A 16102-nucleotide genomic window follows, 5' to 3' on the forward strand; every position below is an offset into this window, starting at 1 on the left:
TGGCGGGGGCGTCTAGCTTGTTGGGGGGCAAGAGATGAACAGGGCCGATGCCATGATCCATGAGGAGGCGCTCGGGTGGATGATCCGCACGCGCGATCCCGAATTCGTCGATTGGGACGATTTCATGCTGTGGCTGGAGCGTGACTCCGCGCACGCCGTTGCCTATGACGCGCTGGTGGTCGCCGATGACGGATTGGCCGCGATCGTTCCGGCAGAACAGGCGAACCTGCCGCGCCCAGCGAATGACAGGGGCGATCATCCTCGCTGGCCACTCCGGTGGATCGGCGGCGGCGCCATGGCTGCTGCTATGGTCGGCGCGATCAGTCTGGGGGTCATTAACCGCACCGATGTCTACAGCGTCAGCACGCGACCGGGGGAAAGCCGTCTGATCGCGCTCGATGACGGCACGCGGATCGAACTCAACGGCGATACCCGCCTGCGCCTCGATCATCGCAATCCCCGTTTCGCAGTGCTGGACAGCGGTGAAGCCACCTTCACCGTGCGCCATGACGCCGCCAATCCGTTCCGCGTGACGGTGGGCGACGCAATGTTCGAGGATGCAGGAACGACATTCAACATCGTGCACAGCGGGGGCGTTACCCGGATCGGCGTATCCGAAGGAATGGTCATCTATAATCCGCGCGCGGAGGCGATCGCTCTCACCGCTGGTCATGCCCTTGCAAATGACGCCGCCGGGGTGCGGCTCATGGCGATCGCGCCGGATGCGGTGGCGAGCTGGCGTCAGGGACGACTGGTCTATGAAAACGCCGCGATCCGTGACATCGCACCTGATATCGCCCGATCACTCGGCGTTGCGCTGGCCATGACGCCGGGTGCGCAGGCGCTTCGCTTCACCGGCACGATCCGGCTGGACCGCGATCCGGCACGCTTTTTCGCCGCAGCGGCACCATTGATGGGGCTTTCCGCGGAGCGGCAGGGTCAAGGCTGGTTACTGAAGGAGGGCGATGGCGCGCGCCATTGACGCCGTTTTCGTCACCGCCCTCGCCCTAGCGGCCGCAACACCCGCGCGAGCGGCGGACAGACAGGATATCAGCATCGCCCCCGGTCGGCTGGGCGAGGCGGCAATCGCGCTCGGCCGTCAGACGGGAGCCAGTATCGGCATGTCCGACCAGTCTCTCGCTGGCCTCAGCACGCCGGGGATTGGCGGTCGCATGAGCGTTGACGCCGCCCTGCGGTATTTGCTCAAGGGCCTTGGCGCGCATGCCCGGCGGATCGACGCGCGGACCTGGCGCATAGAACGATCGCGCGCCCGGCCATCATCGGGCGCACTGTCACGGCGCATGGTCGCACCACTGGCGGAACAACCGCCGGCAGAGTTGGTCGTCACCGCGTCCAAGCGCGACATTCCGCTGCCGCGCTATGCCGGCATGATCGAAACGGCGGGTGACGATGTGCTGACCGCGCAGGAGTCCGCCGCCGGGACCGCGACACTGCTCGCGCGGATCGCCAGCCTTAGTTCGACCCATGCGGGAGCGGGCCGCAACAAATTATTCATTCGGGCCATCGCAGACTCTGGGGTGGCCGGTCCCACCCAGGCGACGACCGGGCAATATCTGGGCGACATGCGCCTCAACTATGCCGCGCCCGACCCTGACCTTCGGCTCTACGACATTGCCGGGGTCGAGGTGCTGGAGGGCCCGCAGGGCACGCTTTACGGCGCTGGATCGCTGGGCGGGATCATCCGGATCATTCCCAACGCTCCCAATCTGGGCGAAACCGCCGGTCAGCTTTCCGCCGGTCTTTCGGCGACCCGGCATGGCGACGCGGGCGGGGATCTGTCGGCGATGCTCAATCTGCCGATAGCGGCGGAAAAAGTCGCCCTGCGCGTCGTCGGCTATGGCGTGCAGGATGGCGGCTATATCGATGACGTTCTGCGCGACAAAAATAACGTCAACCGCACCCGCGTCTACGGCGGACGGGCCGCGCTTCGGTTCGCGCCGGGCGAAAACTGGACGATCGACCTCAGCGGCCTTTATCAACACATTAAGGGCGATGACGCCCAATATGCCAGTCGCAGCGTCGGTCGGCTCGAACGCGCTTCCAGCGTCGCCCAGCCCTATTCATCGGACTATGCGCTCGCCAATGTCCGGATCGAACGGCAATGGGACGATCTGCGCTTCGTCTCCTCCACCGGCATCGTGCGGCAGACCTTGTCCGAAAGCTACGACGCGACCCAGCCGGGTGGCCCGCCATCTCTGTTTCGTCAGCGCAATCGCGTCGACATCTTCTCCACAGAAAACCGGATCGTGCGCGATCTGGATAATGGCCTTGGCTGGATATTGGGGGTTTCCTATCTCGAAAGCACATCGGACATCCATCGATCGCTTACCTCCTATGGCGAGGGAGAGAGCGAGGTTCAGGTGATCCCCGGCGTGCTGCCGCTGGGCCGGGGCCAGCCGGCCGTCACCACGGGCGTCCGCAACAAAATCAGGGAGGCGACGCTGTTCGGCGAAGCGTCGTTCGAACCGTTGCCAGATCTCGTCGCGACGATCGGGGGACGGCTCACCAACAGCCGGCTGAGCGGCGCGGCCAACGATCCCATAGCCGCACTTTCCTATACGGACATCGCCAGCGCCGAAGCGCAGGCGCGCCGCAACGAAACCATCTTCCTACCCTCCTTTTCGCTGCTGGGTGAGGCTCGGCCCGGCCTTACCCTGTATGCCCGATATCAGCAGGGCTTCCGTCCCGGCGGACTCGCCATCGACGATCAGCATATCCAGCGCTTCCGCAATGATCGCATATCCACGGTGGAAGCCGGCGCGCGCTATGGCACACCGGGGCGGGACACAGTGGCGTTGAGCGCGAATGTCGCCTTTACCGACTGGCACGACATACAGGCCGACGTCACCGATCGCATCGGCCTGCCATCCACCGCCAATATCGGCGATGGACGCATTTATACGTTTGAGGGGCGGATCGTCGTCAGGCCGCTGCCCGCGCTGACGCTGGACGGCAGCTTCATCTTCAACGACAGCCGCCTCAGCGAGCCGGCGCAATTGGTGCGCAGGCTCGCCTTTAACGGAAAATCGCTGGGGCTGCCCAATGTCGCTAATCTGGGCGGGCGACTGGCGGCCGATTATCGCGCGGCGGTGGGGGGCAGCATGGAACTGCGCCTTTCGGCGGCGGCGCGCTATGTCGGCAAGTCCCGGCTCGGCGTAGGGCCGATATTGGGACGGACGCAGGGCGATTATGTCGATACCAGCCTGTCCGCCAGCCTGTTGCGCGGCCCGATCGAACTGTCCGTTTCGATGAACAATATTCTGAACAGCAATGGCAACCGCTTTTCGCTGGGAACGCCGTTCGATTTACGCGCCGATTATTATACGCCGATGCGTCCACGGACGCTTCGTGTGGGTCTGGGCTTCGCATTCTAAGCCACGGGCCGCGCGATAAAATTTATTTCAAACGGTCGCTCGCCAGACGGGAGTTATCGCGTCGCGACGTCTTGAGGATGAACTGGCAGTCCACCCCACCCCCATGGGAATGCCAGTCGCGCCATGGCATACGTTCCCTCCTCCGGAACGTCATGGCAATCGGAGGGGCGTCGCCATGCCCATGGCGGCGCCCTTTTTTACCTAGCGCGTCAGGCGAGCGCGGCCTTTACCAGGTCGTTCACGACCTTGGGATTGGCCTTGCCCTGCATCGCCTTCATCGTCTGTCCGACGAAAAAGCCGAACAGCGCTTCCTTGCCTGCCTTATATTGCGCGACCTTGTCACCATTGTCGGCGAGCACCTTGGCCACCACCGCCTCGATAGCGCCAGTGTCCGACGTCTGCTTGAGGCCCTTTTCCTCGACGATCTTCGCCGCGCCGTCGCCCGTTTCGAGCATGATCTCGAACACCTGTTTGGCAAGGGTGCCAGACAACGTCCCATCGGCGACGAGCGCCAGCAATTCGGCCGCTTGCAAAGGACTTACCGGGCTTTCTTCCAGCGTTTTGCCAAGCCGGTTGAGTGCCCCGAACAGGTCCGACAACAGCCAGTTGGCCGTAGCCTTGGCCACCTCCCCCTCGCCCTTCTTCTGTGCTGTCGCGCTTTCCGCCAGCAACGCCTCGAACCAGCGCGCGGTGTCCGCATCCGCCGTTAGCGTGGCCGCATTATAGGCGCTAAGACCCAGCGCCGTTTCGTAGCGCTTACGCTTGACGTCCGGCAGTTCGGGCAGTGAAGCGCGGCATTCCTCCAGAAACGCATCGTCCAGTTCAACCGGCAGCAGATCAGGGTCGGGGAAATAGCGATAGTCATGCGCATCTTCCTTCGACCGCATCGACCGCGTTTCATTGCGATCGGGATCGTAGAGCCGGGTTTCCTGCACGATCCTGCCGCCAGCCTCCAGCACGTCGACCTGCCGGTTGGCTTCATGTTCGACCACGGCCATGACGAAGCGGACGGAATTGACGTTCTTTGTTTCCGTGCGGGTGCCGAATTCGTCGCCGGGCTTGCGGACCGACACGTTCACGTCTGCGCGCATGGAACCCTGGTCCATATTGCCGTCACACGACCCGACATAGCGCAGGATCGTCCGCAGCTTCGACAGATAAGCGCCTGCTTCGGCGGGAGACCGCATGTCCGGCTTCGACACGATTTCCATCAGCGCCACGCCCGACCGATTGAGGTCGACATAGCTGCTGGTGGGATGCTGGTCATGCATCAGCTTGCCGGCGTCCTGCTCGACATGGATGCGCTCGACGCCGATCACCTTGGTGCTGGGTTCCGGGTTCTTTTCATCCAGCACGATCGCGATCTGCCCCTCCCCCACGATCGGGTGATAGAGCTGGCTGATCTGATAGCCCTGCGGCAGATCGGCGTAGAAATAATTCTTTCGGTCGAACCGCGACCATTTGTTGATCTGCGCGTCGATCGCCATGCCGGTGCGCACCGCCTGCCGGATGCATTCGCGATTGGGCACGGGCAACATGCCGGGCATCGCCGCATCGACCAGCGAAACCTGCGTGTTCGGCTCCGCCCCGAAAGCGGTCGCCGCACCCGAGAAAAGCTTGGCGTTCGATGTGACCTGCGCGTGGACCTCCAGGCCGATCACGACCTCCCACTCGCCGGTTGCGCCCTGAACGCGATAGGTTGATTCAGTCATCTCTTACCATTCTCAAAATACGCTGCGGTGAACCTGAACTCATTTTGCAGGATTTGAGCGCTATCGCCGCTAACATATGGAATTGCGTCGTTGCAAAAGCGCACAATTACTTCGCCATATTCAGGATAGTTCCTCAGCTCGTAAACTGCCGCCGCTTTTGCCGCGATAGAGCCTCCAGACTCACCAATTTTGTCCATCAGACGGAAAAGGTTATCAAACTTCCGCTGTTGCTCGTTGCGCTTTTGAAGAGCCACATATTGCCAAGCGGACCACGACAAGGTTGCCAGCGGAATGAATATTCCACCCCAAGCGATCCAATCTTGCCAACTAGCAAGTGTCATTACCACCACTTATCCGGCCGCGCCGTAAACCCGGCACGCTCTTCGATCGCGAGGCCCGCATTCAGCACGCTCTGTTCGTCCAGCGGCCGACCGATAATTTGCAAGCCCAACGGCAGTCCCTGACTATCCAGCCCACCCGGCACCGACATGGCGGGCAGTCCCGCGAGGCTCGCCGGCACGGTGAAGACGTCGTTCAGATACATGGCGAGCGGATCGGCCTGCTTTTCGCCCAGCGCGAAAGCGGCGCTGGGGGCGGTCGGCGTCAACAGCAGATCGCAATGCTCGAACGCCTGCTCGAAATCGCGCGCGATCAGCGCACGGACCTTCTGCGCTTGCGTGTAATAAGCGTCGTAGAAGCCAGCCGACAGCACATAGGTGCCGATCATGATGCGCCGCTTGACCTCCGGCCCGAAGCCGGCGGCGCGGGTGGCGGCATACATGTCCTGCAAGCCAGCGCCATCGGGCAGGTCGCGCTGGCCATAACGCACGCCGTCATAACGGGCGAGGTTGGAGGAAGCCTCCGCCGGGGCGATGATATAATAGGTCGGCAGCGCATATTTCGTATGCGGCAGCGACACGTCGACGACCTGCGCGCCGGCATCCTTCAACCATGCGATGCCCTTGTCCCAAAGCGCGGCGATCTCGGCGTTCAGGCCGTCAGAGCGATATTCTTTGGGAATGCCGACCGTCTTGCCCCGCAGGTCGCCGGACAAGCCCGCCTCCCACTGCGGCACGGGCATGTCGAGGGAGGTCGCATCCTTTGGATCGAAGCCCGCCATCACCTCCAGCAGGATCGCATTGTCGCGCACCGTGCGCGCCATCGGCCCGGCCTGATCCAGCGAGGATGCGAACGCCACCACACCCCAGCGCGAACAGCGACCATAGGTCGGCTTGATACCGGAAATGCCGGTAAAGGCGGCGGGCTGGCGGATCGAACCGCCGGTATCGGTGCCGGTCGCCGCCGGGCAAAGCCGCGCCGCGATCGCCGACGAAGAACCACCCGACGATCCGCCGGGGGCCAAGGCCGCATTGTCACCGCCGCCGCGCTTCCACGGGCTGATCACATTGCCATAATAGCTCGTCTCGTTCGAAGAACCCATGGCGAACTGGTCGAGGTTGAGCTTGCCCAGCATGCCCGCGCCCGCCGCCCACAGCTTGCCCGATACCGTGGATTCATAGGGCGGAATGAAGCCTTCGAGCATGTGCGAAGCCGCCGTCGTCTGCACGCCCTGTGTGCAGAACAGATCCTTCATGCCGATCGGCACGCCCGACAGCGGCTTGAGATTGCCGGACGCCCGTGCCGCATCGGCAACGTCAGCGGCTTCCAGCGCCTTTTCCGGCGTTTCGACGATGAATGCATTCAGCGCCTTGGCGGCGGCGACATTGGCGTTGAACGCCTGCGCCACTTCGCGCGCCGAAAAATCGCCTGCGCGGAATCCGTTGCGAATATCCGCGACGGTCAGGTCAGTGAGATTGCTCATTATTCGATCACCTTGGGCACGGCGAAAAAGCCATGTTCGGCCTGCGGCGCATTGGCCAGCACCTTGTCGCGCACATTGCCGTCAGTGACGACATCCTCGCGCAGGCGCAGATGATTGGGAATGACAGCGGTCATCGGCTCGACGCCGCTGACATCCACTTCACCCAATTGCTCCACCCAACCCAATATATTGTTGAATTCTGGCACCATAGCCTCGGCTTCGGCATCGCTCACCGAAATGCGCGAGAGGCTGGCGATCTTCTTGACGGTTTTGAGGTCTATCGACATGGGTCGCCGCTAGCATCCGCTTCCGCGCGCTTCAAGCCTTCGCCCGCAGTTTCGGCACTGTCTCTTGCGCGTTTCCTGCGCTTGCGCCAGACAGGCTGTTACGAGAGCGGGCGCACCCGCATTGCATCCGGAGTGCCCCCTTGGCCCGCAAATTTCTCTATGTCGTCGCGGCGCTGATCGTGCTCGTGATCGCGGCGCTGCTGGTCTACCGCATCTGGGGACAGCAACTGATCCGGTTCGTCATGGTGCCGCGCACCGCATTCGAGCCGGTGACCGCACTCCCTGCCAACGCTTATGACAGCCCCGACATGTGGCTCGCGCGGCCCGACCGGCCGAACGATAATCCAGCGCTCTGGCTGCCAGATGGCTTCAAGGACCAGCCCGTACCGCAAAAGGCGGCGATATTCTTCATTCACCCGACTTCCTACATCACCTTCGGCAAGGCGCACTGGAACATGCCACTCGCCGATCAGGAAGCGCGCCAGACCGCCCGCGCCTTCGTCCGGACTCAGGCCAGCGCATTCAACGGGGTCGGCGACATCTGGGCGCCGCGCTATCGCCAGGCCAATTTCGGCGCGTTCCTGACCGACGCGCCGGAGGGAGAGCGGGCGCTGAGCGCCGCTTACAAGGACGTCGAGTCCGCCTTTGCCGCCTTTCTAAAAGCCAACCCTGCCGGTCCGATCATTCTTGCCGGGCATAGCCAGGGTTCGGGCCATCTCATGCGCCTGCTCAAGGATCATGTCGCGGGCACGCCGGTCGTGAACCGGATCGCTGTGGTCTACGCGGTCGGCAACGCGCTGTCGGTGGAAGCGGACTTGCCAGCGCTCGGCCTGCCCGCCTGCGCTCGCCGCAACCAGGCGCACTGTATCGTATCATGGCAAAGCTATGCCGAGCCGGCCGATCCGTCACCGATCCTTGCGCGTTTTGGAACCAGTGAAGGTCTGACCGGCAAGCCGCGCGCGGGCACGCATATGCTGTGCACCAATCCGATTACCGGCGCGTTCAACGGGGCTGCGCCTGCCAGCGCCAATCGCGGCACCCTGTCGGATCATGAGGATGGCAAACCCGTACGCCTGATAACCGGGGCCGTGCCCGCGCGATGCGACACGAGCGGCGTGCTGATGATCGGCGATCCGCCCGATCTTGGTCCCTACACGCTGCCGGGCAATAATTATCACGTCTATGACTATGCCCTGTTCTGGGGCAATGTGCGGATCGACGCCAGAGAGCGGCTCGCCGCGTTCCTGAAACGATGACCGCCGCCTTGCTTACCACCGATCGCGCGCTGTTCCGCGCGGCCTTGCCCATGGGCGGGCGCCTGCTCGGGATGGACGTCGGCACCAAGACCATCGGACTTGCCCTGTGCGATGCCGGTTGGTCAATCGCCAGCCCCGCGCATACCCTCGCGCGCGGCAAGTTCAGCAAGGACAAGGTTGTGCTTGCCGCCTTCATCGCCCAGCAGCAGGTGAAGGGGCTGGTCATCGGCCTGCCGCTCAATCTCGACGGGTCAAGCAGTCCGCGCAGTCAGGCAAGCCGCGCTTTTGGCCAAAATCTCGCCGATCTTGGCCTGCCCATCCTGATGTGGGACGAACGCTGGTCGACCCAGGCGGTCACTCGCACGCTGCTGGAGGCCGACGCCAGCCGCGCGCGGCGCAGTGAACTGGTCGACAAGTTGGCGGCGAGCTACATTTTACAGGGGGCGATCGACGGGCTGGCGGGGGGCATGTGATTCCCCGCTCGCCTCAATCCTCGACCCACTGCGCGCTTTCGATGCCCTGCGCATAGAGCAGGACCGACAGGTCGCCATGGACGATCTCCGCCGCCGCCGCCGCGCGCGTGACAGGCTTGGCATGATAGGCGACGCCGAGGCCCGCCCCCTCGATCATCGGAATGTCGTTCGCGCCGTCGCCCACCGCCAGCGTCAGGGCGCGATCCACGCCATCTACGATCGCCGCTTCCAGTTCCGCCCGCTTGCGCGCGGCGTCGACGATCGGCAGCGTGACGGTGCCGAGCAGCGCGCCATCGGCGATTTCCAGCACATTGGCCACCGCGCTGTCGAAGCCGATCTCTTCCGCCACCGGGCCGGTAAAGCGCGTGAAACCGCCCGATACTAGCAGCGTTCTTGCCCCCCGCGCTTTCATCGTCTGCACCAGCGCCTTCGCGCCGGGCATGATCTTCACCCGCTCGATCCGGCAGCGATCGATCGCCGAATCCTCCAGCCCCCTGAGCAACGCGACCCGGCCGTGCAGCGCTCCGGCGAAATCCAGTTCGCCGCGCATCGCCCGCTCGGTGATTTCAGCGATCTGCGCCTTGATGCCGGCATAATCGGCGAGTTCATCGATGCACTCGACGGTAATCATGGTCGAATCCATGTCGGCGATCAGCAAGTTTTTCGACCGGATCGCGCGCGGCTGAACGATTATATCGACCCCATCGCCCAAGCCAGTCAGTGCCGCCCGCGCCGCCACCGGATCGGTGTTGAAGAAAAGATCCGCCGCCTTGCCCCGGTCCAGCCACGCATCGCCCGCCGGAGCGCAGCCCGCATCGCGCAGCCGATCGCTGCCTTCCGCAATATCCCCCTGCCGCAAGGCGGCGCTTGCCACTAAGGTCGCGACGAACATGCTTACTCCTGATCCACACCTCAGCGACTCCCGGCCGCGCGTCGCGCTTATTGCCGGGCCGACCGCCAGCGGCAAGAGCGCCCTTGCCGTGGCGCTTGCGCAAAAGACGAATGGTGTCGTCATCAATGCCGATGCCAGCCAGGTCTACGCCGACCTCCAGATCCTGTCCGCCCGTCCGAGCGACAAGGACATGGAGGCGGCGCCGCACCGCCTGTTCGGCCATATCGACGGGGGGCAGGCCTGCACCGCCGCTCGCTGGGCCGCCGAAGCCCGCGCGGAGATCGACGCCGCGCATGAGCGGGGCCGCTTGCCGATACTGGTCGGCGGCACTGGCCTCTACATCCGCACGCTGCTGGATGGCCTCGCGCCGGTGCCGGATATCGACCCTGTCATCCGGGCCGTCGTCCGGGCCATGCCCCTCGCGAAAGCGCATGCCGCGCTCGCGACCGAGGACCCGGCCGCTGCCGCCCGGCTCGCCCCCGCCGATTCGACGCGCATCGCCCGCGCGCTCGAAGTCGTCCGCTCGACCGGCAGGACGCTCTCCGCCTGGCAGGCAAAAAAGAGCGGTGGCATCGGTGATCGCATCGCCCTTTCGCCGCTCATTCTGCTGCCGCCGCGCGACTGGCTGATCGCGCGGTGCGACCGGCGTTTCGAGGAGATGATCGCGAATGGCGCGGTCGAGGAGGTGGAGACGCTGCTGGCACGAAAGCTTGATCCCGACCTGCCGGTGATGCGCGCGATCGGCGTGCCCGAAATTCGCGCTTGGCTCATCGGCGAGATCAACCGCGCGACGATGATCGAACGCGGCAGGATCGCGACGCGCCAATATGCCAAACGGCAATATACATGGTTCTCGCGCCAGCCACCGTCTGCGTGGCCACGCGAGATGCGACATATTGATGAAGCTGTGACAGATGATATAATAAGAATATTACAATATTAGTTATTGACTAGACATTTTATGTCAAATAAAGGCGTGCTCCTTGCCATCGTGCGTCCTATGTCGCATGGGCGCAGCTTGCATCAGCGGAAGGATTCATCGTGGCCGAAAAAAGCGGCGCGGACATATTGGTTGAATGTCTGATCGATCTCGGCGTCGAGGTCGTATTCGGCTATCCCGGCGGCGCGGTTCTCCCGATCTACGACGCACTGTTCGATCATCCGAAAATCCGCCACATACTGGTCCGCCACGAACAAGGTGCGACGCATATGGCGGAGGGTTATGCGCGCTCGACCGGCAAGCCCGGTGTCGTCCTCGTCACATCAGGTCCGGGCGCGACCAACGCGGTCACCGGCATCACCGACGCGCTGATGGATTCGATCCCGATGATCGTCATCACCGGGCAGGTTCCGACCCAGCTGATCGGCACGGACGCGTTTCAGGAAGCCGACACGGTCGGCATTACGCGCCACTGTTCGAAGCATAATTATCTGGTGAAGGACCCCGGCAAGCTGGCCGGCGTCATTCACGAGGCCTTTCATATCGCCACCACCGGCCGCCCCGGCCCGGTCGTCGTCGACATTCCCAAAAATGTCCAGATCGCGACGGCGCCCTATCAGGGTTCTCCCGAGTCGATCGCGCATCCGAGCTACCGCCCCCAGACCAAGGCCGATCCGGTCGCGATCGACACTGCGGTCGAAATGCTGGCGGCGGCGGAACGCCCGATCTTCTACACCGGCGGCGGTGTCATCAATTCGGGACCGCAGGCGAGCGCATTGCTGCGAGACCTCGCGGCAATGACCGGCGCCCCCGTCACCTCGACGCTGATGGGCCTTGGCGCTTTCCCCGCCTCCTCGCCGCAATGGCTTGGCATGCTCGGCATGCACGGCACCTATGAGGCGAATTTCGCGATGAACCGCGCGGACCTGATCGTCTGCGTCGGCGCGCGCTTCGACGATCGCGTGACCGGGCGGCTCGACGCCTTCAGCCCGAACAGCCGCAAGATCCATATCGATATCGACCGCAGCTCGATCAACAAGACGGTCGAGATCGACCTGCCGGTCGTCGCCGATGTCGCGAGCGCGCTGACCGACATCATCGCCTTGTGGAAGCAGCGCGGCCATGAAAAGGCCGATCTCACCGAATGGTGGGCGCGGATCGAGGGATGGCGGGCGCAAAAGAGCCTGTCCTATCCCGAAAGCCGCGACGAGATCATGCCGCAAAAGGCGATCGCGCAGCTTTACCAGGCATCCCGCGCGGCAAATGACGTCATCATCACGACCGAAGTCGGCCAGCATCAAATGTGGGCGGCCCAGCATTTCGGCTTCGACGCGCCCAATAGATGGCTGACCTCCGGCGGCCTGGGCACCATGGGTTATGGCTTCCCGGCCGCCATCGGCGCGCAGGTAGGCAATCCCGACAGCCTCGTCGTCTGTGTCGCGGGCGATGCCTCGATCCAGATGAACATTCAGGAAATGGGAACGGCGAGCCAGTATCGCCTGCCGGTGAAGATTTTCATCCTCAACAATGAATATATGGGTATGGTCCGCCAGTGGCAGGAACTGACCTATGAAAGCCGCTATTCCAACAGCTATTCCGACAGCCTGCCGGATTTTGTGAAACTGGCCGAAGCCTATGGCTGGACCGGGATACGCATCGAAAATATCGATGAACTGGATAGCGGTATCGCGCGGATGATCGATACGCCGGGGCCAGTGATCGTCGATTGCCGCGTCGCCAAGCTGTCCAACTGCTTCCCGATGATCCCGTCGGGCGCGGCCCACACCGAAATGTTACTCGATCCCAACCAGATCGCAGGCATCATGTCGGACGAGGCGAAGGCGCTGGTGTGAGAGGCATGGCGTGACGGACCATCTAAAGCTCCGCGTCCATGTATCGGAGCCATGGGATTTCGAGCGGATCGCAGGCACGGCGGAACTGACCGGCTGGACCATCGATCATGCCGATCCGGATAATGAGGAATGGGAAGTGCATCTCGACCACGCCATCGACGTGAACGACCGGCATATCGCCACCTTGCTCGCCGGGCCGCGCTATGTCGGCGAGCATCTGTCGCGCATGTTCGACGCGGTGGCGGGATTTCCCGTGCGCCTCGCCCATCGACAGGATGGCGGCTGGCACTATGCCTATACGGCGATGATTTCCCAGCGCCACGACGAAACGGATAACGGGGCAGGCAACTGATGCATATTCAGGAAGAACTCAGCCAGCGGCATGTCCTGTCGCTGACGGTTTCCAACGAGGCGGGCATATTGGCGCGCATCGCCGGGCTGTTCACCGCGCGCGGCTATAATATCGACAGCCTGACCGTGGCGGATATCACGCCCGATCATGCGATCAGCCGCATCACGATCGTCACCGGCGGCCCGCCCAAGGTGATCGACCAGATCATCGCCCAGCTTGAACGGCTGATCCCGGTCCACAAGGTCGTCGATCTGACTGACAGCGGCCCGTTCGTCGAGCGCGAACTGGCGCTGGTCAAGGTCGCGGGCGTGGGTGAGGACCGGATCGAGGCGTTGCGCTTGGCCGACGTATTCCGCGCCAAGGTCGTCGATACGACGATCGAAAGCTTCATCTTCGAAATCACCGGGCCGACCGAAAAAATCGACAGTTTCGTGTCGCTCATGCGCCAGATCGGTTTGGTCGAGGTCGGCCGCACCGGCGTCGTCGGCCTGATCCGCGGCAAGGAGCCGGTCTGAATTTCATTCCCGCCGTCGATAAGCGGCATCGTTCCACTCAAATCTAACGCCTCCCGCATGGGAGGACGAGAAGGGGATTATTTATGAAGGTTTATTACGATCATGATGCGGACATCGGCCTGATCAAGGGCAAGAAGGTCGCGATCCTCGGCTATGGCAGCCAGGGTCACGCCCACGCCCAGAATCTGCGCGACAGTGGCGTCGCCGAAGTCGCCATCGCCCTGCGTCCCGGTTCCGCCAGCGCGAAAAAGGCCGAAGGCGCCGGGTTCAAGGTGATGCCGAATGCCGAAGCCGCTGCATGGGCCGACGTGCTCATGATCCTCGCCCCCGACGAGCATCAGGCAGCGATCTATGCCGACGACATCCACGCCAATATGAAGCCCGGCGCGGCGCTCGCCTTTGCCCACGGCCTCAACGTGCATTTCGGCCTGATCGAGCCGCGCAAGGACATCGACGTCATCATGATCGCGCCCAAGGGTCCGGGCCACACCGTCCGTTCCGAATATCAGCGCGGCGGCGGCGTCCCCTGCCTGATCGCGATCGCGCAGGATTCGACCGGCAACGCCCATGACATCGCCCTGTCCTACGCCAGCGGCGTCGGCGGCGGTCGCAGCGGCATCATCGAGACAAACTTCCGCGAGGAATGCGAAACCGACCTCTTCGGCGAGCAGGCAGTGCTGTGCGGCGGCGCCACCGCGCTGGTTCAGGCCGGTTTCGAAACGCTGGTCGAAGCGGGCTACGCGCCCGAAATGGCCTATTTCGAATGCCTGCACGAACTGAAGCTGATCGTCGATCTGATGTATGAAGGCGGCATCGCCAACATGCGCTATTCGATCTCGAACACCGCCGAATATGGCGACATCAAGACCGGCCCGCGCATCATCACCGAAGAGACCAAGAAGGAAATGAAGCGCGTGCTGGCCGACATCCAGTCGGGCCGCTTCGTCAAGGATTTCGTCCTCGACAACCGCGCCGGCCAGCCTGAACTCAAGGCGAGCCGGATCGCGGCCAAGCGTCATCCGATCGAGGAAACCGGCTCCAAGCTGCGCGCGATGATGCCCTGGATCGCCGCCAACAAGCTGGTGGATCAGGAAAAGAACTAAAGCCTTTCCGGGGAACGATCCGTTTCCCGATTGCGCTCTGGAACTTCAGGGGGACGTCGCCTATTCTGGCGGCGTCCCTTGATCGTTTCCGGAGAGATGCCCATGCGCAAGTTCCTGATCCCCGCCGCCGCGCTCGTCGCCCTTGCCGGCGGCACGCTCGCCATCGCCCAGATGCCAACCTCCGCGCCCGGATCGAAAGATCCCAGCAAGGTTACAGGTGGCAATTACACGGTCGATCCGGATCACACCCAGATTCTGTTCGCCTATGATCATATGGGTTTCACCAACAATATCGGCATCGTCGCCCGGCCGAGCGGCACGCTGACGATCGATTTAAAGACCCCCACCGCCGACAAGGTTTCCATCACCGTCCCCGTCGCAAACCTGACCACCGGCATCCCGGCGCTCGATGAACATCTCGCCAAGCCGGAATTTTTCGACTCCGCCAAATTCCCGACCGCGACCTTCGTATCGACCGGCGTGAAAGTGGAAGGAACGAGCGCCGAAATCACCGGCAACCTCACCATCAAGGGCATCACCAAGCCGGTAACGCTCGACGCCGAACTATATGGCGCGGGCAAGGCGCCGCCGATGATGGGCGGCAAGGAGAATGTAGGCTTCGTCGCGACCGGCTCCATCAAGCGTAGCGATTTTGGCATGGGTCAGGCGGTTCCGATCGTGGGTGACGCGATCGAACTCAAGATCGTCGCGGCCTTCCAGAAATAGCTGAACAGATCGTGCGCCGCCGTGCCATTCTCATCCTGCTTCCGGGCATGATGACGTTTGGACCGGCGACGGCGAATTCTCAGCCCGTATCGCTTTTCGCGCCAGGTCATTATCAGGTCGATAGCGCTGCGACGAAAGCGCATTTCCACGTCAAGGCACTCATCGGCGGATATGAGGGCGATTTCGTCGCACCCGAAGGATCAGTGACGATCGATGAGAGCCATCCCGGCCGGGCGGTCATCGACATCCGTTTTCCTGTCGACCGGCTGACTACCGGAGACGAATCCACCGACGCGATGCTCAAAGGCGCCAGTTTTTTCGATGTGAAGCATTTTCCGACTGTCGAATTTACAGCGACGGACGCGCCGATAGTCACGACATCAGCGGCGACGCCCGTTGCAGGACAACTGACGATGCACGGGCAGTCCCGCCCGGTGACCATTTCCGTCCGCCTCACCGACACAACCGCCGGTGACGCGGAACATGGGGCGGCGCTTCATTTCTCGGGCAACCTGACGATCGATCGCAGTCAGTTCGGCATGGGCTTTGGCACGCCTTTCCTGTCGGACTGGGTCAACCTCACCGTCGAAGCCTTCTTTCGCCGCAGTTGACGGATTTTTCGAGAATCGGCTTCCCCCTTGTCGCCTATGCGGCTAAAGGAACGGCATCATGCAGCGCGCGCTTCTTTCCCTGCTTCGACTTACACGCCCTTAGGCGTGGTTTTTCCGTTGTCCTTCGCTTATGGGCAACGACGATACGCCTAAGGGCCTCTCGCC

16 protein-coding genes are annotated in these 16102 nt (G+C 62.9%); 11 read left to right on the forward strand and 5 right to left on the reverse strand.

Translation table 11 applies throughout. From position 1 onward, the window contains the following. The first annotated feature begins 52 nt into the window (after positions 1–52). Positions 53–982 (forward strand): FecR family protein, encoded by a 930-nt coding sequence (locus ACODSN_RS14305; protein WP_489056200.1) that lies wholly within the window; start codon positions 53–55, stop codon positions 980–982. After that, positions 966–3395, forward strand: coding sequence for a TonB-dependent receptor (locus ACODSN_RS14310; RefSeq protein WP_489056164.1), 2430 nt, complete (start codon positions 966–968; stop codon positions 3393–3395). The genes ACODSN_RS14305 and ACODSN_RS14310 overlap by 17 nt, the downstream gene beginning before the upstream one ends. A 209-nt stretch (positions 3396–3604) precedes the next feature. Here ACODSN_RS14310 and gatB read toward each other — a convergent pair whose 3' ends face one another. From gatB to gatC, 4 genes are read right to left on the reverse strand one after another with little or no spacing between them, the layout of a single operon-like run. Then, complete coding sequence (gatB, locus tag ACODSN_RS14315; protein ID WP_489056165.1) at positions 3605–5107, reverse strand: Asp-tRNA(Asn)/Glu-tRNA(Gln) amidotransferase subunit GatB; 1503 nt, start codon at positions 5105–5107, stop codon at positions 3605–3607. Then, positions 5104–5454, reverse strand: coding sequence for a hypothetical protein (locus ACODSN_RS14320; protein WP_489056166.1), 351 nt, complete (start codon positions 5452–5454; stop codon positions 5104–5106). The genes gatB and ACODSN_RS14320 overlap by 4 nt, the downstream gene beginning before the upstream one ends. Further along, a complete protein-coding gene (gene gatA / locus ACODSN_RS14325; RefSeq protein WP_489056167.1) occupies positions 5448–6929 on the reverse strand; it encodes an Asp-tRNA(Asn)/Glu-tRNA(Gln) amidotransferase subunit GatA in 1482 nt (493 codons plus the stop codon). Before gatA ends, ACODSN_RS14320 begins: the two co-directional genes overlap by 7 nt. Next, the gene (gatC, locus tag ACODSN_RS14330) at positions 6929–7216 is read right to left on the reverse strand and encodes an Asp-tRNA(Asn)/Glu-tRNA(Gln) amidotransferase subunit GatC (RefSeq protein ID WP_489056168.1); all 288 of its coding nucleotides are present in this window, start codon (positions 7214–7216) and stop codon (positions 6929–6931) included. Before gatC ends, gatA begins: the two co-directional genes overlap by 1 nt. 140 nt (positions 7217–7356) lie before the next feature. On the opposite strand from gatC, the gene ACODSN_RS14335 reads away from it, so the two are divergent. Further along, a complete protein-coding gene (locus ACODSN_RS14335; RefSeq protein WP_489056169.1) occupies positions 7357–8472 on the forward strand; it encodes a DUF3089 domain-containing protein in 1116 nt (371 codons plus the stop codon). Beyond that, positions 8469–8945, forward strand: a complete 477-nt coding sequence (gene ruvX, locus ACODSN_RS14340; RefSeq protein WP_489056170.1) for a Holliday junction resolvase RuvX — start codon at positions 8469–8471, stop codon at positions 8943–8945. The genes ACODSN_RS14335 and ruvX overlap by 4 nt, the downstream gene beginning before the upstream one ends. 13 nt (positions 8946–8958) lie before the next feature. Here the strand turns inward: ruvX and serB are convergent, their stop codons facing one another. Beyond that, entirely contained in the window at positions 8959–9837 is an 879-nt protein-coding gene (serB, locus tag ACODSN_RS14345; protein ID WP_489056171.1) for a phosphoserine phosphatase SerB, read from the reverse strand. Here serB and miaA point away from each other — a divergent pair. The 7 genes from miaA to ACODSN_RS14380 all read left to right on the forward strand — a co-directional run bounded on the left by miaA (position 9836) and on the right by ACODSN_RS14380 (position 15937). Then, a complete protein-coding gene (gene miaA, locus ACODSN_RS14350) occupies positions 9836–10780 on the forward strand; it encodes a tRNA (adenosine(37)-N6)-dimethylallyltransferase MiaA (protein WP_489056172.1) in 945 nt (314 codons plus the stop codon). The genes serB and miaA overlap by 2 nt on opposite strands. 98 nt (positions 10781–10878) lie before the next feature. Beyond that, the gene (locus ACODSN_RS14355) at positions 10879–12630 is read left to right on the forward strand and encodes an acetolactate synthase 3 large subunit (protein WP_489056173.1); all 1752 of its coding nucleotides are present in this window, start codon (positions 10879–10881) and stop codon (positions 12628–12630) included. Between the two features lie 10 nt (positions 12631–12640). Then, positions 12641–12982: a hypothetical protein gene (locus ACODSN_RS14360; RefSeq protein WP_489056174.1), complete on the forward strand. Its 342-nt coding sequence runs from the start codon at positions 12641–12643 to the stop codon at positions 12980–12982. Next, positions 12982–13497 carry an acetolactate synthase small subunit gene (ilvN, locus tag ACODSN_RS14365; protein ID WP_489056175.1) on the forward strand — a complete coding sequence of 172 codons (516 nt, stop codon included), beginning with the start codon at positions 12982–12984 and terminating at the stop codon, positions 13495–13497. Before ACODSN_RS14360 ends, ilvN begins: the two co-directional genes overlap by 1 nt. 83 nt (positions 13498–13580) lie before the next feature. Further along, positions 13581–14600, forward strand: coding sequence for a ketol-acid reductoisomerase (ilvC, locus tag ACODSN_RS14370; RefSeq protein WP_489056176.1), 1020 nt, complete (start codon positions 13581–13583; stop codon positions 14598–14600). A 102-nt stretch (positions 14601–14702) separates the two neighbouring features. Continuing rightward, positions 14703–15326, forward strand: a complete 624-nt coding sequence (locus tag ACODSN_RS14375) for a YceI family protein (RefSeq protein WP_489056177.1) — start codon at positions 14703–14705, stop codon at positions 15324–15326. An 11-nt stretch (positions 15327–15337) separates the two neighbouring features. After that, positions 15338–15937, forward strand: coding sequence for a YceI family protein (locus ACODSN_RS14380; protein ID WP_489056178.1), 600 nt, complete (start codon positions 15338–15340; stop codon positions 15935–15937). Positions 15938–16102: the final 165 nt, after the last annotated feature.

It is taken from the genome of Sphingobium sp. FG11 (assembly GCF_057809915.1).